Source organism: Pseudomonas sp. Marseille-P9899 (assembly GCF_903166565.1).
GTDB classification, from domain to species: domain Bacteria; phylum Pseudomonadota; class Gammaproteobacteria; order Pseudomonadales; family Pseudomonadaceae; genus Aquipseudomonas; species Aquipseudomonas huaxiensis.
Genome location: NZ_CAESCG010000001.1, coordinates 2,087,871 through 2,105,594, shown reverse-complemented (window position 1 = coordinate 2,105,594; position 17,724 = coordinate 2,087,871). Strand labels below are relative to the sequence as shown.

The 17,724-nt window shown below is 64.7% G+C and carries 16 protein-coding genes; 6 read left to right on the top strand and 10 right to left on the bottom strand.

The genetic code is table 11. The annotated features are described in order from the left end of the window. The first annotated feature begins 42 nt into the window (after positions 1–42). The 3 genes from HWV67_RS09025 (at position 43) to HWV67_RS09015 (ending at position 3,933) form a co-directional block, all read left to right on the top strand. Positions 43–576, top strand: a complete 534-nt coding sequence (locus tag HWV67_RS09025) for an RNA polymerase sigma factor (protein WP_175650890.1) — start codon at positions 43–45, stop codon at positions 574–576. Beyond that, positions 573–1,415 (top strand): FecR family protein, encoded by an 843-nt coding sequence (locus HWV67_RS09020; RefSeq protein WP_175650889.1) that lies wholly within the window; start codon positions 573–575, stop codon positions 1,413–1,415. The genes HWV67_RS09025 and HWV67_RS09020 overlap by 4 nt, the downstream gene beginning before the upstream one ends. A gap of 100 nt (positions 1,416–1,515) precedes the next feature. Further along, the gene (locus HWV67_RS09015) at positions 1,516–3,933 is read left to right on the top strand and encodes a TonB-dependent siderophore receptor (protein WP_175650888.1); all 2,418 of its coding nucleotides are present in this window, start codon (positions 1,516–1,518) and stop codon (positions 3,931–3,933) included. A 118-nt stretch (positions 3,934–4,051) separates the two neighbouring features. Here the strand turns inward: HWV67_RS09015 and HWV67_RS09010 are convergent, their stop codons facing one another. Then, positions 4,052–5,218 (bottom strand): GGDEF domain-containing protein, encoded by a 1,167-nt coding sequence (locus HWV67_RS09010; RefSeq protein ID WP_175650887.1) that lies wholly within the window; start codon positions 5,216–5,218, stop codon positions 4,052–4,054. A 203-nt stretch (positions 5,219–5,421) separates the two neighbouring features. Between HWV67_RS09010 and HWV67_RS09005 the strand changes: the two genes are divergently transcribed. Further along, entirely contained in the window at positions 5,422–6,132 is a 711-nt protein-coding gene (locus tag HWV67_RS09005) for a metallophosphoesterase family protein (RefSeq protein WP_175650886.1), read from the top strand. Between the two features lie 62 nt (positions 6,133–6,194). On the opposite strand, the gene HWV67_RS09000 is transcribed toward HWV67_RS09005, so the two are convergent. The 8 genes from HWV67_RS09000 to HWV67_RS08965 form a co-directional block, all read right to left on the bottom strand. Next, positions 6,195–7,430 carry a saccharopine dehydrogenase family protein gene (locus HWV67_RS09000; protein ID WP_095159681.1) on the bottom strand — a complete coding sequence of 412 codons (1,236 nt, stop codon included), beginning with the start codon at positions 7,428–7,430 and terminating at the stop codon, positions 6,195–6,197. 26 nt (positions 7,431–7,456) lie between these two features. Further along, positions 7,457–8,554 carry a carboxynorspermidine decarboxylase gene (locus tag HWV67_RS08995; protein ID WP_095159682.1) on the bottom strand — a complete coding sequence of 366 codons (1,098 nt, stop codon included), beginning with the start codon at positions 8,552–8,554 and terminating at the stop codon, positions 7,457–7,459. A 319-nt stretch (positions 8,555–8,873) separates the two neighbouring features. After that, the gene (locus HWV67_RS08990) at positions 8,874–11,243 is read right to left on the bottom strand and encodes a TonB-dependent siderophore receptor (protein ID WP_175650885.1); all 2,370 of its coding nucleotides are present in this window, start codon (positions 11,241–11,243) and stop codon (positions 8,874–8,876) included. Between the two features lie 77 nt (positions 11,244–11,320). After that, the gene (locus HWV67_RS08985) at positions 11,321–12,244 is read right to left on the bottom strand and encodes a FecR family protein (protein ID WP_175650884.1); all 924 of its coding nucleotides are present in this window, start codon (positions 12,242–12,244) and stop codon (positions 11,321–11,323) included. Next, complete coding sequence (locus tag HWV67_RS08980) at positions 12,241–12,753, bottom strand: sigma-70 family RNA polymerase sigma factor (RefSeq protein WP_095159685.1); 513 nt, start codon at positions 12,751–12,753, stop codon at positions 12,241–12,243. The genes HWV67_RS08985 and HWV67_RS08980 overlap by 4 nt, the downstream gene beginning before the upstream one ends. Positions 12,754–12,866: 113 nt before the next feature. Next, a complete protein-coding gene (locus HWV67_RS08975; RefSeq protein WP_175650883.1) occupies positions 12,867–13,220 on the bottom strand; it encodes a hypothetical protein in 354 nt (117 codons plus the stop codon). 4 nt (positions 13,221–13,224) lie between these two features. Further along, a complete protein-coding gene (locus HWV67_RS08970) occupies positions 13,225–13,836 on the bottom strand; it encodes an NAD(P)H-binding protein (protein ID WP_175650882.1) in 612 nt (203 codons plus the stop codon). Positions 13,837–13,933: 97 nt separating this feature from the next. Next, complete coding sequence (locus HWV67_RS08965; RefSeq protein WP_175650881.1) at positions 13,934–14,791, bottom strand: hypothetical protein; 858 nt, start codon at positions 14,789–14,791, stop codon at positions 13,934–13,936. A gap of 166 nt (positions 14,792–14,957) precedes the next feature. Between HWV67_RS08965 and HWV67_RS08960 the strand changes: the two genes are divergently transcribed. Next, entirely contained in the window at positions 14,958–15,401 is a 444-nt protein-coding gene (locus HWV67_RS08960) for a CopD family copper resistance protein (RefSeq protein ID WP_175650880.1), read from the top strand. Positions 15,402–15,414: 13 nt separating this feature from the next. After that, the gene (locus HWV67_RS08955) at positions 15,415–16,602 is read left to right on the top strand and encodes an NnrS family protein (protein WP_175650879.1); all 1,188 of its coding nucleotides are present in this window, start codon (positions 15,415–15,417) and stop codon (positions 16,600–16,602) included. Between the two features lie 16 nt (positions 16,603–16,618). Here HWV67_RS08955 and HWV67_RS08950 read toward each other — a convergent pair whose 3' ends face one another. Beyond that, entirely contained in the window at positions 16,619–17,707 is a 1,089-nt protein-coding gene (locus HWV67_RS08950) for an ABC transporter ATP-binding protein (protein WP_175650878.1), read from the bottom strand. Between the last annotated feature and the right edge of the window lie 17 nt (positions 17,708–17,724).

Sequence of the window (17,724 nt, the reverse complement as noted above, 5' to 3'; positions counted from 1 at the left end):
ATGTCTATAATGCGACTCACTTTCATTCGCACGCCTCCCGCCATGACCAAATCCTCGTCCAACCCCGAACTGATCGGCGCACTGGCCCTGCATTACGACGACCTGGTGGCTTATATCCGGCGGCGCTTCCAGGGTTCCCAGTTCGCCCGCGAGGTGGTGCATGAGGTGTGCGTGCAGTTGCTGGAGAAGCCGCCGCAGCAACCGGTGAAGCTGCCGTTCGCCTTTCTGCGCAAGGTGTCCTTCAACAAGGCCATCGACCGCCGCCGGGCGGACAGCACCCGCAACACCTGGATCGACTTCACCCCGGACGTTCCCGACTGGTACGTCCACGACCTGGACGGCGCCGCCAGCCTGGATTTCGAGCAGCAACTGCACGCCCTGCTGGCGATCATCGAAGCGCTGCCGGCGCGGGCGCGGCAGGTGTTTCTGTTGCACCGCATCCACGGCATGGCGCAACGGGAGATCGCCGCCGAGCTGGGTATTTCGCTGAACATGGTCACCCAGCATTTCGCCCGGGCCATGCAGGCCATCGTGCGTGACTGGGAACCGGCACGCCGGGCGCTGGTGACGAAATGAAGCCCGGCGAAACCCCTGAACAGATTCCGGACGCCGACCCGCTGACGCCTTTCGAGCAAGCGCTGCGCAACCGCGTGCCGTCCCGCGAGGCCTTGTTGGCCGAGGCCAAGGCGCAGACCGCGCGTCAGCGCCGACGCAAGCAAACGCTGGGCGGCGGCCTGTCGTTGCTGCTGCTGGCCGGCGGTTTGTGGCTGCTCGATCCGGCGTTGTACAGCGATGACCTCCGCACCCCGGTCGGCACGCGGGACAGCCTGCAACTGGCCGACGGCAGTACGATCAAGCTCAACAGCGCCACCCACCTGCGCATCGAGCATCGCTTGCGCAGTCGCCAGTTCGAGTTGCTGGAAGGCGAGGCCACCTTCACCGTGGTCCACGGGCCGCAACCGTTTATCGTCCGCAGCCACGGCGTTGCGGTGCGCGATATCGGCACGGTGTTCAACGTGCGCAGCGACAGCCGCGGCGTCGCGGTCGTGGTGATCGAAGGCGAGGTGGAAGTGTCCGCCAATGACGCCGCGCCGCGCCGCGTCCACGGTGGGCAACAATGGCTGGCGGGCGCTGCGCAAGCGGGGACGCTCAGCGCCATCGACCCGGGCCGGGCCATCGCCTGGCAGCAGGGCAAGCTGCGTTTCGATGGCACGCCACTGCGCGAGGTGATCGCCGACCTGCAACGCTACCGCCAGGCGCCGATTCGCCTGGTCGATCCACGGCTTGGCCAGTTGCGGGTTTCCGGCGAATTCGACAGCGACGCGGTGGAACCGCTGCTGGACCTGCTGCCGTCGATCCTGCCGATCAGTGTCAGCCGCGCCGCCGATGGCAGCGTGTCGATCAAGGCTCGCTAACGGAAAAGAGAATATTTTTCATTTCAGACCTCAACATGTTCCGGTGCTCATTCGCCACTCCCTGTGAACGTCACTTTTGATCGTGTCATTGGGGAGTCAAATGAGCACCAATCCATCTTCGCGCCGCTCGCGGCTGAGCCGTCTGTCGCTGCTGACCGCAGGCATTACCCTGTCTTGCGCGCTGCACGCCCAGGACGCCCGCCATGCCGTGAACCTGCCGCCACAACCTCTGGACCAGGCGCTGAACGCCCTGGCCGGGCAGACCGGCGCGCGCATCCTGTTCGCCACCGACAGCGCCGAGGGCCTGCAGGCGCCCGGCCTGAGCGGTGAGCTGAGCGTGGAACAGGCGCTGCAACGGCTGCTGCGCGGCACCCGGCTGAAGATCCAGAAGTCCGGCGACGGCAGCTATCTGGTCTCCGCTCCGGCCTCCGCCAGCAGCGCGGTGGAACTGGGCGCCACCAGCGTCAACGCCAGCGGCCTGGGCGCCACCAGCGAGAACAGCGGTTCCTACACCACCGGCAGCATGAGCAGCGGCACCAAGCTGAATTTATCGGCACGGGAAACCCCGCAGTCGGTCAGCGTGGTCTCGCGCCAGCGCATGGACGATCAGGCCATGACCACCCTCGGCGATGCGGTGAAATACACCCCGGGCCTGACCCTCACCAAGTGGGGCGGCGAGCGCGAGCGCTTCAATTCCCGCGGCTTCCAGCTCAACAACCTGATGGTCGACGGCATTCCGGTGCAGTACGAGGAAGCCAGCCTGTCGACCGGCCTGCTGTCGATGTACGACCGGGTCGAGGTGGTGCGCGGCGCGGCGGGCCTGATGGAAGGCGCAGGCTCCCCGGGTGGCTCGATCAACCTGATCCGCAAGCGTCCCACCGATACCTTCCAGGGTTCGATCACCGCCGGCGCCGGCAGTTGGGACAACTACCGCACCGAGCTCGACCTGAGCGGTCCGCTGAACAGCAGCGGCAGCCTGCGCGGGCGCACCGTGGTGTCGTTCCAGGACAAACACTCGTTCATCGACGACTACAAAACCCAGCGCAATCTGGTCTACGGCGTGCTCGAAGCCGACCTGAGCGAGGACACCCGGGTGAGCCTCGGCGCCAGTTGGAGCCAGGACAACAACCCCGGCGCCGACTGGAACGGTCGCGGCACCCAGCCGGACGGCCGCTTTCTCGACATTTCCCGCTCCAGCCGCATGAGCCCGAGCTGGTCGTACTGGGACAAGGAGAGCACCAGCGTCTTCGCCGACATCACCCACCGCTTCGCCGACGACTGGACCGCCAAGCTGGCCGCCACCGCAGTGAAGAGCGAGATGGACATGCTCGGCACCTACCTCTATCGCCCGGATGAAGCGTCGCGGGTGATGGGTTTCGGCGTCGGCGCGTATCACTACGAAAACACCCAGACCAGCCTCGACGGCTATGTCAGCGGACCGTTCAGCCTGTTCGGCCGCACCCACGAACTGGTGGTCGGCGGCAGTTACCGTCAGCAGGATATCGATGACGGCCCTGGTGGCTGGCCGCTCGGTTTCGAATACGAATTCGACCCGCTGGCCTTCGATGGCAAGGCGGTGCCCAAGCCGCAGACCGTCAGGGCCTGGTCCCGCGATGGCCAGATCGACCAGTCCAGCGCCTACGTTACCGCGCGGTTCAGCCTGACCGAGCAACTGAAGATGGCACTGGGCGGGCGGCTGGACTGGTACGAGTACCAGGTCACCACACACTCCGGCACCTGGACCGGCAATGACGGCTACAAAGCCACCCGCGAGTTCACGCCGTACCTGGGTTTCACCTACGACCTCAACGACACCTACACCGCCTATACCAGTTGGACGCGCATCTTCAACCCGCAGAACTACGCGCTGGCCAGCGGCGGCCTGCTTGATCCGCAGACCGGCAGCAACTACGAGATCGGCCTCAAGGGCGAGTACTTCGATGGTCGCCTGAACGCCAGCGTCGCGCTGTTCCAGATCGATCTCGAAAACCTGCCGATGCAACTGGACAGCGGCCTGTGCCCTGGACAGCCTTCCGGTTGCTACGCCGCCTCCGGCGAAGTGCGCAGCCGCGGCGTCGAGTTCGAAGTGAGCGGTGAAGTGTTGCCGGACTGGCAGGTGTCTGCCGGCTACACCTACAACGACGCCCGCCATATGAAGGCCTCGCAGTTCGCGCCGATCGGCACCACCTCCAGCGCCGATCGCTACGCCACCAACCTGCCGCTGAACCTGTTCAAGCTGGCCACCAGCTACCGCCTGCCCGGTGACCTAAACCGCTGGCGCGTCGGTGGCGGATTGCATGTGCAGAGCGACATCTACACCAGCGACGGCATCGAGCAGGGCGGCTACGCGGTGACCGATCTGTTCGCCAGCTACGACGTCGATACCCACCTCACGGTCAGCGTCAACGCCAACAACGTGTTCGACCGCGACTACTACTCCAGCATCATCACCACCACCGGCGGCAACTTTGTCGGTGATCCGCGCAACTACCTGCTGACGGCGAAGTACCGCTTCTGAGGAGGGTTGGCGGCGTTGTGCGGCCTCGGCTGCACAACGTCGTCAGCGGATCGCTGGCTTGTCGAGGCGCCGAACCGCAGCGATCAGGCCGCAACGCAGGCCCCGAACAGCGCTCACATCAACAAAGCTGCGCCTCACCCTCGGTGCAATCCACCAGGCGAATGCTGTCCCGCCCACCGCGCTTGGACTCATACAGCGCCGCATCGCTCTGGTCGATCAGCGCTGCGAGGGTTTCCGGCGGGTGCTGGAACAGGTTGGCGCCGATGCTCAGGGTCACCGCCTCGGGGGTGACGAAGGCTTTGGCGGTGGTGTGGAATTGCTCGCGCAATACGCTGCCCAACCCGACGATGCGCTCACGCGAAGCATTGCCCATAAGGATGACGAACTCGTCGCCGCCCAGCCTTGCTGCCAGGGCATCCTGCGGCAAGGCCGAGCGGATCATCTCGCTCAGCGCCACCAGCAAGCGGTCGCCGGCGGAATGGCCGTACAGGTCGTTGACCAGCTTGAAGTTGTCGATGTCGATCAGCAGCAGGGCGCCGGGGCGGGCGGCGGACACCTCGTCAAGCAGGCGCGGCGCGCGCATTTCCAGGGCGCGGCGGTTGTACAGGGCGGTCAGCGGGTCGCGGGCGGCCAGGCGGGCGATGCGTTGTTCGCGGCGGTAGCGTTCGCTGCCGGTCATCGACAGGGCGATCAGCATGATCGCCATCGCGCCCTCGACCAGGGACACCTGGATGATCTCGCCACGGAAGGAGGCGAGGTCGATCAGCGTGCCGGGCACGATCGCCAGGCCGGCCTTGATGAAATAGAACAGGCCATGGATCAGCATCACGTAACGCAATTGCACCGCGCCGACACTCAGGGACTTGCCGTGAGGACGCAGCAGCAGGCTGGCCCGTAAGGCCAGCAGGCCGACCAGAGCCGAGTTGGCGAGCATCATCAGCTTCGACCAGGCCTGGTTTTCCGGTAACGCCAGCAGGGCCAGCCAGGTGGCGAAGATCAGGTACCAGGCGCGGGAAAGCCGGGTGTCGGTGAAGCGCGACACGCCCAGCAGAAAAAACCAGTGGGCGAGCACCAGCAGGCCGTTGGCGAACCAGATGCCGATCAGCAGAAAACCGTTGCTGCGCAGCAGCGACAGGGTGCAGCCGATGGTGATGGTGGCGAATCCCGCGCTCCAGAACAGCAGTGAAGATTCGCGCACGCTGCGCCATTCGATCGCGAGGTACAGCGCGGCCGAGGCGGCGAGCACGGTGGTGAGCACCAGCAGGGTAGGTGGGTCGAGCGCCATGGATGGACTGGCCTTGTTGTTCTGCCTGAAAGACGGCGATTGTAAGGGGTTGAAACGATTTTTCAGAGCATTTCCCGTATTTCCCGTTACACGCGTAAGCCAAGGGCTTTGCTGTGCAGGGTTGCCGGGACCTTGGCACTTTGCTGTCTACTCACGGCTAGTGAATACTCGCGGGCGACTACCCACCATGAAGCAGTGAGTGAATGGAAAAATCAGCAAGCGTCGAAGGAGCGATCTGGTTTCTGGGGGATGTGCACGGCCGCTTCGAGCATGTCATCCGGCTTGTGAAGCTTCACCGCCCCGAAGCTGTGGTTTTCCTCGGGGACCTCGAGTGCGATTTGCCCTTGGACATGATCCTTCGCCCGATCCTCGATCTGACGGAGGTCTGGTTTATCCATGGCAACCACGACAGCGACAGGCCCGCGTTCTGGCACAACCTGCACGGCAACAGCCTGGCGGAGCGCAACCTGCACGGGCGGGTCACCGAGGTTGCGGGCCTGCGCATCGCCGGCCTTGGAGGAACGTTCGAGTCCACGGTGTGGCGACCGGGTGATCCGGAAACGGGCGTGCAGAACTATCAGGATTACCTTGAGCGGCTGGCGCTTCGACCGCATCACGCGGACATCGTGGCGACCAAGAAGCAGCAGGCCCTCTCGGCGATTTACCCTGACGACTACTTTGCCCTGGCTATGGAGACGGCCGACATTCTGGTTTGTCACGAGGCGCCTGACTGCCATCCCTACGGCTACCTGGAAATCAATGAACTGGCCTTGGCCCTTGGCGCGAAGCAGGTCGTTCATGGTCATCACCACGACAGCCTGGATTACCGGGCCGAATGGAGCCGGATGGGGTTTGCAGCCTACGGCGTTGCGTTCCGGGCGGTGATGGATCTGAACGGAAAGGTCATCAGTTAGTCTGCCCAACAACGACAAAGGGCGCCGCAGTGGCGCCCTTCGTGTTCAGCGGTCAGACCGGATCACGCCCAGGGGCGGTCGCCGTTCTCGTCCTTGACGCGGGTCGGCAGACCCATTTCGTCGAGGGCGTGGAGGAACGGCTCAGCCGGCAGCTCCTCGACGTTGACCATGCGCTGCACGTCCCACTGACCACGGGCTACCAGCAGGGCCGCAGCCACTGGCGGAACACCTGCGGTGTAAGAAATGCCCTGGCTGTCGGTCTCGGCGTAGGCTTCTTCGTGGTCAGCCACGTTGTAGATGAAGACTTCGCGCGGTTGACCGTCCTTGGTGCCCTTGACCAGGTCGCCGATGCAGGTCTTGCCGGTGTAGCCCGGCGCCAGCGAGGACGGATCCGGCAGCACGGCCTTGACCAGTTTCAGCGGCACGACTTCCAGGCCTTCAGCGGTTTTCACCGGTTGCTCGGAGAGCAGACCGAGGTTGCGCAGCACGGTGAAGACGTTGATGTAGTGCTCACCGAAGCTCATCCAGAAGCGCACGTTGGGCACGTCGAGGTTCTTCGACAGCGAGTGCACTTCATCGTGGCCGGTCAGGTACAGGTTCTGCGAGCCTACGACCGGCAGGTCGTCGGTGCGCTTCACTTCGAACATGGTGTTGCTGGTCCACTGGCTGTTCTGCCAGCTCCATACCTGTCCGGTGAACTCGCGGAAGTTGATTTCCGGGTCGAAGTTGGTGGCGAAATATTTGCCATGGGAACCGGCATTGACGTCGAGGATGTCGATCGAATCAATGCGGTCGAAATACTGTTGTTTGGCCAGTGCCGCATAGGCGTTGACCACACCCGGGTCGAAGCCCACGCCGAGAATGGCGGTGATGTTCTTCTGCTGGCACTCTTCGAGGTGTTTCCACTCGTAGTTGCCGTACCACGGCGGTGTCTCGCAGATCTTGCCCGGTTCTTCGTGGATGGCGGTGTCCAGGTAGGCCACGCCGGTATCGATGCAGGCACGCAGCACCGACATGTTGAGGAACGCGGAGCCGACGTTGATCACGATCTGCGATTCGGTCTCGCGGATCAGTGCCTTGGTCGCTTCGACATCCAGGGCGTTCAGCGCGAAAGCCTTGATGTCGGCGGGCTGTTTCAGGCTGCCCTTGGCCTTGACGCTATCGATGATGGCCTGGCATTTGGAGATGTTGCGCGACGCGATGGCAATACGACCAAGTTCATCGTTATGCTGCGCGCACTTGTGGGCCACCACCTTGGCGACACCTCCTGCACCAATGATAAGAACGTTCTTCTTCAATTCTCTATCTCTCCTTATCTGCCAGCTCAGGAAAGGCTGGACAGGTAGTCTTCGAAACCAAACTCACGAACCAGCTCAACGCTACCGTCAAGTTGTTTCACTACGATGGACGGCATTTTCAGGCCGTTGAACCAGTTTTTCTTGACCATGGTGTAACCCGCGGCGTCGACGAACGACAGCCGATCGCCGATGGCCAGCGGACGATCAAATTGGTACTCGCCGAAGATGTCTCCGGCCAGGCAGGATTTGCCGCACACCATGAAGGTGTGCTCGCCCTGGCTTGGCGCCAGCTTGGCGTTGAGGCGGTAGATCAGCAGGTCGAGCATGTGCGCTTCGATCGAGCTGTCGACCACGGCCAGGTGCTTGCCGTTGTAGAGGGTGTCGAGCACGGTGACTTCCAGCGAGGCGCTCTGGGTGATCGCTGCTTCGCCTGGCTCGAGGTAGACCTGCACGCCGTAGGTTTCCGAGAACGACTTGAGGCGTTCGCAGAAGGCGTCCAGCGCATAGCCTTCACCGGTGAAGTGGATGCCGCCGCCCAGGCTGACCCATTCGACCTTGTGCAGCAGGTGGCCGAAGCGTTCCTCGATGGTGCCGAGCATCTTGTCGAACAGGCTGAAGTCGCCGTTCTCGCAGTTGTTGTGGAACATGAAGCCGGAGATCTGCTCGATCACCGCTTCGACCTTGACCGGGTCCCATTCGCCGAGGCGGCTGAAGGGGCGCGCCGGGTCGGCCAGCAGGTAGTCCGAGCTGCTCACCTGCGGGTTGACCCGCAGACCGCGGACCTTGCCTTCGGAGGCGTCGGCGAAACGCTGCAACTGGCTGATCGAGTTGAAGATGATCTTGTCGCAGTTATCGAGCATTTCCTCGATCTCGTCGTCGGCCCAGGCCACGCTGTAGGCGTGGGTCTCGCCGGCGAACTTCTGCCGGCCGAGCTTGAGCTCGTAGAGCGAGGACGAGGTGGTGCCGTCCATGTATTGCTGCATCAGGTCGAACACCGACCAGGTGGCGAAGCACTTGAGTGCCAACAGGGCCTTGGCCCCGGATTTTTCGCGCACGTAGGCAATCTTTTCCATATTGCCCAGCAGCTTTTGTTTGTCGATGAGGTAGTACGGTGTCTTGATCACTACGAGGCTCCGGGAAGGCCGGCCAAAAAAAGATCCGCATTGTGCCCGTACTCGATACATATCGAAAGGGCGGAACGCGGATTTAGCTGAGTCAATGGGTTGGGCGCAAGCCGTGCTGGCGTTTGGCTGGCCAACCTGTTGCTGGATGTTACGCGATGTTGGGGGTGGCTGGGGTTGGATCGGATGAAGGCCACCCTGTGCCTGCCGTGGTTTTGGTGGTGCCGCCTCGCGAGCAAGCTCGCTCCTACAGGGGGCGTTCGTTCTGTAGGAGCGAGCTTGTCGGGGCGCCGAACCGTCGCGATTGGCCCGGTGGCTGAAATCAATACTGATAGCGAAGTGTGACCGCGAAGTTACGAGGATCCCCATAGAACAATCCGCCCCAGTCATTGGAGGTCGGCAGCGACTGGTAGTAGGTTTTGTCCAGTGCGTTGTTCAGGTTGTACTGCACGCTCAACTGACGGTTGATCTGGTAGTTGGCGTGCAGGTTGAGCAGGGCGTAGCCGCTTTGTTCGATGTCGTAGGCTGCGGCGCTGGTGGAGGTGCGGCTCTGGGCATAGACGTCGCCACCCACGCGCCACTGGTCGAGCACACCCGGCAGGCGGTAGTCGCTGGACACCTTGAGCAGCCGGCGCGGGATCCGCGTGTAATAGTCCTTGCCCTTGTTGTTGCCGGCGACGTATTGCGGGTCGCTGTAGGTATAGCCGGCGCTCAGGTTCCAGCCTTCCAGCGGCTGGCCGGAGACTTCGATCTCGAACCCGCGGTTGCGCACCTCGCCGCCTTCTTCATAGCAGGTGCTGGTGCCGGTCACACCGCAGATCCGCGCGCCGGCGATGGACTCGGGCATGTTCATCAGGTCGGTCTGGAACAGCGCCAGCGAGGTGTTGAGCGCGCCGTCGAAATACTCGCCCTTGATCCCCACTTCGTAGTTTTCCCCTTCCACCGGTTCCAGCAGGCGGTTGCCGGTGCCGTAGTAGCTTTGGGTCTTGTAGATCTCGGTGTAGCTGGCATAGAGGCTGTGGTGGCGGTCGAGGTCGTAGACCAGGCCCGCGTAGGGCACGGCGCGACCGTTCTCGCGGTAGCGGTCGTTGGCGACAGGGCTGCTCACCTGGTAGTCCGACCAGCTCAGGCGCGTGCCGACGATCAGGCTCAGGTCGTCGCTCAGGCTGAACCGGGTGGCGCCGTACAGGCCGCGCTCCTGGCGCACGTAGTTGTAGTCAGACTGGGTGGCGTTGAGCACCGGGGCGGGAATGGCGCCGTGCTCGAAGTCGTTGATGTTGATGGTCGGCGTATTGCGGGCCGTGCGAGTGCCCACGTCGAAATCATCCTTGCGGGTGTTGGCGCCGAGCATCAGTTGATGCTCGCGACCGAACAGGGTGAAGGGCCCGGTGGCGTAGAGGTCCACGCCCAGCTGGCGGTCTTCGTAGTCGGCCTGGGAGACCACCAGGCGGTAGTTGTCGCCGCTGACCCGCGCAGGGTACGAGGACAGAAACTGTGCGTCGGACCAGACCGCGTTGAGCGCCAGGGTCAGGTCCCAGCCATTGGCGAAATGATGCTTGAGGTCGCTGAACAGCACCCGGTTGTTGCGGTCCAGGTGGGCCCAGTTGCCGGCCAGCGAGGTCGAGCGCGACAGCGGGTAGAACGAACCGTCGGCGCGGGTGTTGAAGCCGCCCCAGTCGTAGCCGTTGTTGTTGTCCTGTTGCAGGGTCAGGCCCAGGCTCCAGACCGTGCTTTCGCTCAGGTCCATTTCGCCGATCAGGTAGAGCAGTTGGTTGTCCTTGCCGGCGCCGTCGCGGTAGCTGTCGGCACTGTTGTAGTAGGCGACGGCGCGGCCGCGCAGGTGGCCGCCGTCGTCCAGCGGGCCGGACACGTCCACCTGGCCGCGGTAGTTGTCCCAGGACCCGGCGCCCAGTTCGGCGCCGAGGCGAAAGTCGGCGGTGGGGCGCTTGCGCACCAGGTTGATCGCCGCCGACGGGTTGCCGGTGCCCTGCATCAGGCCGTTGGCGCCGCGCACCACTTCGACCCGGTCGTAGAGCGCCATGTTGGCGGTGGACATGACGTCCATCGAGTAGTTTTCCGAGATGTTGCTCGGGATGCCGTCGAACTGCAGGTCATTGACCTCGAAGCCGCGGGCGTAATAGGTCGAACGGTCGGTGCCGAGCTTGGTGTAGGTGATGCCGGTGGTGGTGCGCGCCACGTCGTCGAGGCTCTGCAGGTTCTGGTCATCCATGCGCTGACGGGTGATCACCGAAACCGACTGCGGCGTCTCGCGTGGCGTCAGGGCCATTTTCGTGGCGGTGCGCGCCGGGCCGTTGATGTAGGCGTGGGAACCTTCGCTGGCCTCTGTCGCGCCGAGGCCGTTGACGTTGGTGGCGTCCAGCTCCAGGGCGCTGTCGTCGGCGCGGCGGATCACCAGGGTGTTGCCTTGCTGGCGGAAGTTCAGGCCGCTGCCCTGGAGCAGTTGCGCCAGGGCGCCGAGCGGTTCGAGCCGGCCGCGCACGGCGGGGGCCAGGCTGTCGGGGATGATGCTGTTGTCCACCGCCAGGGTCAGTTGCGCGGTTTCCGCCAGTTGGCGCAGCGACGTGGCCAGTGGCTGGCGCGGCAAGTCGATATCCATCGGGGTGGCCCAGGCCTGGCCGGCGATGCTCAGGGCGACGGCCAGCGCCAGGGTTCTCAAGGTTGCGTGGGGCATGGAAGGTCTCATGTCAGTGTTGGATACCCACTGACGGAGGGGCGGGTGAAATCCCTGATGTGCCGTTGCAAAAAAATTCAAAGCGCCCGCAGCCAGGTCACGTCCTCGGCGTGGCTGACCTCGATGGGCGCAATGGACGGCAATGCCTGGAGGAAGCCTTCGATGTCGTCCAGTTGCACCACCGCGTTGATCGCCGGCCGGCCTTTGCCGGGGCGCACGCGTACCGGTTGGCGGCGATAGCGCGACAGGCTACTGGCGATTTCCTCGACGCTGGCCTGCTCCAGCACCAGCCGGCCCTGGGCGAAGGCGAACGCGTTGCTGGCGGTGATCGGCAGCAGGGTCGGCCCGCGGTCGAGCAGGGTGCTGGCGACCTGACCGGCCTTCAACACCAGCGCGCCTTGCGCGTTGTCGACCCGCACCGAGCCGCGCTCGACGCTGACGCGCAACTCCCGTGCATCCCGCGCCACCACGAAGCGCGTGCCCAGCACGCTGACCCGGGCGAGCCCGGCGTCCACCGCGAAGGTGCGCGCAGTGTCGTGGGCGACATCGAAAATCGCCTGGCCCTGCAGCAGCCAGACCTGACGTCGGCCCTGGTCGAACTGCACGCGCAGGCGGGTATCGGCATCCAGGTGCAGCTCGCTACCGTCGGGCAGGCGCTCGCAACGGCGCTCGCCGATTGCCGTGACATAGGTCTGCTCGAATTCGCCGCGCCCGCCGAACAGGCGCCAGGTCAGGCCGACCGCCAGCAGCCCCAGCAGGCCCAAGGCCCCGCGACGCAGCACCGTGCGCCGACCGTGCTGACGCTCCAGTTCCCCGGCCAGCGCCTGGGTGCTGGCGGTGGACGAAAAGTCGCCCCACAGGTCGCAGAACGCCTGGTACTCGGCGGCATGTCGCGGGTCGGCGTCGAGCCACTGGCGCAAGCGCTGGCGCTCGGGGTGATCGTCCGGCAGGTGCATCAGCCGGGTGAACCAACGTGCGGCCTGTTCGCGAACGCTGCTCATGGCATCAGCCTCTCGCGGGCGGCACGCAGGTCGAGCAGGGCGCGGATCAGGTGGCGCTCGACGGCGCTGAGGCTGATGCCGAGCATGCGCGCGATGTCTGGCTGGCGATGGCCTTCGATCCGCGCCAGCCAGAACACCTCGCGGCAGCGGGCGGGCAGGCAATTGATGACCCGTTGCAGGGCTTCCAGGCGCTGCTGCATGTCGGCCAGGTGTTCGGCGGAAGGGGCGAAGTGTTCGCCGTCGGACTCGTAGGCCGCGGCCAGGCCCTCGGATTCGTCCAGCGAGCAGAAACGCCCGCTCACCCGGAAATGGTCGATCAGCACCGTCTGCGCGACGCGGCGCAGGTAAGCGTTGGGTTGGTCGATACGGGTCTGGCGGTCGGCCAGCAGGTAGCGGATGAAGGCGTCATGCAGCACGTCATAGGCCAGTTGCATGCAACCGGTCCGCCGCCCCAGGCTCAGCAGCAGATCGGTATAGGCCCAGCGCAGATCGATTCGATTCCAGTTCATGCTGCCCGACAATCCCTACAGCCCGCCGGGGCTCCGGCGGGTGACGGGAGGATAATGATCCGACAGGTTTTGCGCAAATACGAATCACTATCATAAGCGTGGCTGGCTGCCAGTCAGCGTTGCGGGCGGCGGTTGCTCGTCTTGCTGGCGGATGGACGCGGCCGTCGCCGCTCCAGCAGCACCAGCCGCAGGGCCTTGGCCAGCAACGCGCCGAGAATGCAGCCGGCCGCGGTGGCGATGATCTGCAGCAACAAGCCGAGCCCGCTGACCAGGGTCATGGCCTGAACCCAGGTGATCACTTCCGGCCACAGCGCCAGCCACAAGGCGATGAAGCCCAGCACCAGGTCATACCAGAGGCCGCTGACGCCCGCCGGGCGATAGCCGCGCACGAACAGGATGAAGGCGCTGAAGGCCATGGCCAGCAGCACGGTGCCGAAGGTCTGACTAAGGGCGTCGGGTCCGGACATGGGATTAACCTCCGTTGCCGGCGCGCAGGCGCAGGCATTGGTGACGGTGCAGGCCGAGGCGCACTTCGTCCATCAGCGCTTCGGCGCAGTCGAAGGCGCGCTGGGCGTCGGGGTTGCCAGCGGCCGCCGTGCCGCTGAAGTCATCGACCCGCAAGCCGTCGACCAGCGCTGGCGCTTCCACCAGCGTCCAGTCCAGGCCGCTGGCCTCCAGGCTGCGGCGCAGGCCGGCGCCGAGGGCTTCGTCATCGGCGGTGTCGGCATCCACCAGCCATTGCCATTGACCGATCAGTAGCAGCCTTGGCACGCCGGCGCGGCCCAGGCTCAGGGCGCCGTCGATCAGGTGGCCGCATTGCACCGGCAGGTCGTCCTGCACCTCGCCGCCGAGGCAGGCGAACACCACATCGAGCCCGGCGATGGCGCGGTTCACCGTCGGTGCCGAATCGAGGCTGCCGAGCTTGCAGCGCAGGCCGGGGCGGGCGGTCAGTTGGTTAAGGTCGTCGAGCACGGCGGTGACTTCGTGCTGGCGGTGCAGCGCGGCGGTGATCAACGCCTGGCCGAGGCTGTCGTGGGGCAGGAACACGCCCAGTTTCAGGCGCGGGGTTTCGAGGTTGTGCATGGGGCCTCCCGAAGGTGGACGGCGGATATGCATATCGAAGGCCGTCCATCGCTCGAGTTCCGCCGGTGTGACGCATGACACCCGGCGGTGACCATGGCTACAGGTCGTCGTTGCCGATGGAATTGAAAATGCGCAGGTTGCTGTCTCGCGGTCCGATGGTCCGGTCAATGCGGATTTCGGCGGTCTTGATCGCCGCGGCGGCACGCAGGTCGACGTCCGGCATGTGCTGGATGTAGTTGGTCATGACGTAGGCTTCGTTGATCGCCTGGATGGGCGTGAGCGTCGCCAACTGACCCAATTGGGGCGGCGCGCCCAGGTCCTGGTACAACGCCTCGAAGTCCGCCAGCACGGTAAAGGGCAGGCCGGACACGCACACGTCATCGGTCGCCAGGTACTTGTGGGTGCATTCGTGGATCAGGGTATTGGTCAGGGTGTTATTGCCGACGGTCGCGAGGGTGCTGAAGCGAATGTTGACGTCATGCGGGTTGTGATAGCCCGCAGGGTCCTTGTTCAGGCAGCCGTGAACCGACGGGCCGCCGAACAGCGCGTGGGACAGCGGCATCTGTACGTAAGCGACTGCACTCGCTGGCCGGAACCAGTGATAACCGTATTCGGCCAGGCGCAGGTCCGGGGAAAGCAGGCCGGTCATCAGCCGCTGCAGCTTCTGGGTCAGGCCCTCCAGGGCCTTGAAGATATCTTCGGGGTCTTGCAGGCGGAAATGGACGATCAGGTGCCGGAAGAAGCTGGTTTCCAGCAAACTCACGGCCTCTTCTGCATCGAAGCCGGTTTCTCTGGCGCTCCTGACCACATGCAAGGCGATCACCGTGGTTTCCGTGGCCTTCTTGACCAACTGCCGCGCCTGGCGCATTGCCTCGCTGAGTTTCTGCAGCCCCGCTGGCGCGATGTCATTGATCGCGATGATGTTCAAACCACCGATCTTGTAGGTCACTGCCATGTGTACACCGTGCCGGAAATAGGGAAGGAGTGCCGATAGTGCATGGATAGGCGGGCTCTGGCGACTGCCGATAAGGGTGCGCGATCACTTTTCCTGCGGCCTTGACTGGGGTCAACCGGCCAGCGCCCGCGCCGCGCTAGTCTGGCGCGCACGACGAGGCCCCTTCATGACCTATCCCTACCTGTTGACCCTGCACCTGTTTGCCGCGCTGATCTTCATCGGCACCGTGTTCTTCGAGGTGCTGTTTCTCGGCAGCATTCGCCGGCAATTACCCGACCGGCTGATGATGATGCTCGAACACGCCATCGGTCAGCGCGCCCGGCAAGTGATGCCCTGGGTGTTGCTGGTGTTGTTCGGCGCCGGGGTGGGGATGGTCCGCGAACGCTATCTGCCGTTGCTGGCGGCGCCGTGGGAATCGTCGTTCGGCACGTTGCTGGCGCTGAAGATCGTGGCCGGCGTCAGCGTGCTCGGGCACTTCCTCACGGCGCTGTGGTTGTTCCGCAGTGGCCGCATGACGGCGCGGGCAGTGACGTTCATTCATGCCAGCGTGTTCACCCATTTGCTGGTGATCGTGTTGCTGGCCAAGGGCATGTTCTTTCTGACGTGGTAAGCCGGAGGCCGCGATGCAAGTGATCGACCGCAACAAGGCGCTGGCTGTCACGCCACTGCTGCGCCTGGCGTTTCGCCCGTTCTTCCTCGGCGGCAGCCTGCTGGCGCTGATCGCCGTGCCGCTGTGGCTGATCGCTCTGGGCGGCAGCCTCGACTGGCAGCCGGCGGGCGGCTGGCTGGCCTGGCACCGGCATGAACTGCTGTTCGGTTTTGGCCTGGCAATCGTCGCCGGCTTTCTGCTCACCGCGGTGCAGACCTGGACCGGCCAGCCGGGCGTGAGCGGCAAGCCGCTGGCGGCGCTGGCGTTGTTGTGGCTGGCGGGGCGGGTCGCTTGGCTGGCCAATCTGCCGTTGCCCTTGCTGGCCTTGCTGGAACTGGGCTTTCCGCTGCTGCTGGCGCTGCTGATGGGCCGCAGCCTGTGGCGGGTCAAGCAGCAGCGCAATTACCCGGTGGTGGCGCTGTTGCTGTTGCTGGCCCTGGTGGACGCCATCGCCGTGACCGGGTTGCTCAACGGCGACGACGGCTTGCAGCGCCAGGGCGTGCTCGGCGGGTTATGGCTGGTGGCGGCGATGATGGGGCTGATCGGCGGGCGGGGAATTCCCTTCTTCACCCAGCGCGGCCTGGGTCGCGCCGCGGCGGTCGCGCCCTGGCCGTGGCTGGACTGGCTGTTGCTTGGCGTTTCGGCGCTGGTGGCGTTGCTGTATGCCGCAGGGCTGGCGTTGACGCCCTCGGTGTGGCTCGGCCTGCTGTTCGCCGGGTTGACCCTGGGCCACGGCATTCGTCTGCTGCGCTGGCATGATCGCGGGTTGTGGCGGGTGCCGCTGCTGTGGTCGCTGCACCTGGCGTATGCCTGGCTGGTGCTGGCGTGTCTGGGCATGACCCTGTGGCATTTCGGCGTGACGCTGAATCCGAGCCTGGCGGTGCACTGCCTGACGGTGGGTGCCATGGCCGGGCTGATCCTGGCGATGATCGCCCGGGTCAGCCTTGGCCATACCGGCCGGCCATTGCAGCCGCCGGCGGGGATGGGTGTGGCGTTTGTGCTGTTGAATGTCGCCGGGCTCGCCCGGGTATTTCTGGTGCCGCTCAATACCCACGCCGGGTTGGGGCTGGCGGCGTTGTGTTGGGTACTGGCCTTCGCGCTGTTCGCCTGGGGCTATGCGCCGATGCTGGTGCGCCCCCGGGTGGACGGGCATCCCGGCTAGCGCAGCGGAGCGAACGTCAACTCCCCAACGCCCGACAATCCTGTGCGGCCCAGCCGACCCGCATCCGCTGCCCCGGCGCCTGGGGCACGAGCCCCAGTGCGTTGGGGGTCTTGATCACGAAATCATCCTGGCCGCACAGGCTGACCCGCGTGCGCAAATGATCACCGTGGTAGATCACCTCGCAGACTTCCACCTCGAAGCTGTTGTCGCTGGCCGCTGCCGGTTGCAGGCAGACCCGTTCGGGGCGCAGCGACAGGCTGGTGCGTTCGCCTGCGGACAGCGGCTTGGCGGCCACGGCGTTGATCAGTTCGCCACTGTCGGTCTGCACCACGCAGCGGTCGCCGGATACCGAACGCACCGTACCGGCGAGGCGGTTGTTTTCCCCGATGAACTGGGCAACGAAGGCATTGGCCGGCCTCTCGTAGAGTTCGCTCGGACTGGCCAGTTGCTGGATGGTCCCGTCGTTGAACACCGCGACCCGGTCGGACATGGTCAGCGCCTCACCCTGATCGTGGGTCACGTAGACCGTGGTGATGCCGAGGCGGTCATGCAGGCGCTTGATCTCGTACTGCATCTGCTCGCGCAGTTGTTTGTCGAGGGCGCCCAGCGGTTCGTCCATCAGCACCAGCTTCGGTTCGAAAATCAGCGCACGCGCTACCGCCACCCGTTGCTGCTGGCCACCGGACAGTTGCGCGGGGCGCCGATCGGCCATCGCGCGCAGGTGCACCATGTCCAGCGCCCGGTTGACCCGCTGCTCGACCTCCGCGCGCCCGAGTTTCTGCACCTGCAACGGGAAGGCGAGGTTCTGCGCGATGCTCAGGTGCGGGAACAGTGCGTAGTTCTGGAACACCATGCCGATATTGCGTTTGTGAGTCGGCAGGGCACCGATGGGCCGGCCATCGAGGTAGATCTCGCCGGCACTGACGCTTTCGAAGCCGGCAAGCATCATCAGGCAGGTGGTCTTGCCTGAGCCGGACGGACCGAGCAGGGTCATGAATTCACCCTCGCGGATATCCAGCATCAGGTTCTTCACCACCAGGTTCTGGCCGTCGTAGGTTTTCTTCACTTCATGAAAACGCACGTAGGCATCGTTTGGTACGGACATGTTTCTCTAGCCTCTTG

Bases quoted from the DNA above. Each gene is read 5' to 3' on its own strand.
- HWV67_RS09025 (WP_175650890.1), top strand. From the start codon at position 43: ATGACCAAATCCTCGTCCAACCCCGAACTGATCGGCGCACTGGCCCTG.
- HWV67_RS09020 (WP_175650889.1), top strand. From the start codon at position 573: ATGAAGCCCGGCGAAACCCCTGAACAGATTCCGGACGCCGACCCGCTG.
- HWV67_RS09015 (WP_175650888.1), top strand. From the start codon at position 1,516: ATGAGCACCAATCCATCTTCGCGCCGCTCGCGGCTGAGCCGTCTGTCG.
- HWV67_RS09010 (WP_175650887.1), bottom strand. From the start codon at position 5,218: ATGGCGCTCGACCCACCTACCCTGCTGGTGCTCACCACCGTGCTCGCC.
- HWV67_RS09005 (WP_175650886.1), top strand. From the start codon at position 5,422: ATGGAAAAATCAGCAAGCGTCGAAGGAGCGATCTGGTTTCTGGGGGAT.
- HWV67_RS08990 (WP_175650885.1), bottom strand. From the start codon at position 11,243: ATGCCCCACGCAACCTTGAGAACCCTGGCGCTGGCCGTCGCCCTGAGC.
- HWV67_RS08985 (WP_175650884.1), bottom strand. From the start codon at position 12,244: ATGAGCAGCGTTCGCGAACAGGCCGCACGTTGGTTCACCCGGCTGATG.
- HWV67_RS08980 (WP_095159685.1), bottom strand. From the start codon at position 12,753: ATGAACTGGAATCGAATCGATCTGCGCTGGGCCTATACCGATCTGCTG.
- HWV67_RS08975 (WP_175650883.1), bottom strand. From the start codon at position 13,220: ATGTCCGGACCCGACGCCCTTAGTCAGACCTTCGGCACCGTGCTGCTG.
- HWV67_RS08970 (WP_175650882.1), bottom strand. From the start codon at position 13,836: ATGCACAACCTCGAAACCCCGCGCCTGAAACTGGGCGTGTTCCTGCCC.
- HWV67_RS08965 (WP_175650881.1), bottom strand. From the start codon at position 14,791: ATGGCAGTGACCTACAAGATCGGTGGTTTGAACATCATCGCGATCAAT.
- HWV67_RS08960 (WP_175650880.1), top strand. From the start codon at position 14,958: ATGACCTATCCCTACCTGTTGACCCTGCACCTGTTTGCCGCGCTGATC.
- HWV67_RS08955 (WP_175650879.1), top strand. From the start codon at position 15,415: ATGCAAGTGATCGACCGCAACAAGGCGCTGGCTGTCACGCCACTGCTG.
- HWV67_RS08950 (WP_175650878.1), bottom strand. From the start codon at position 17,707: ATGTCCGTACCAAACGATGCCTACGTGCGTTTTCATGAAGTGAAGAAA.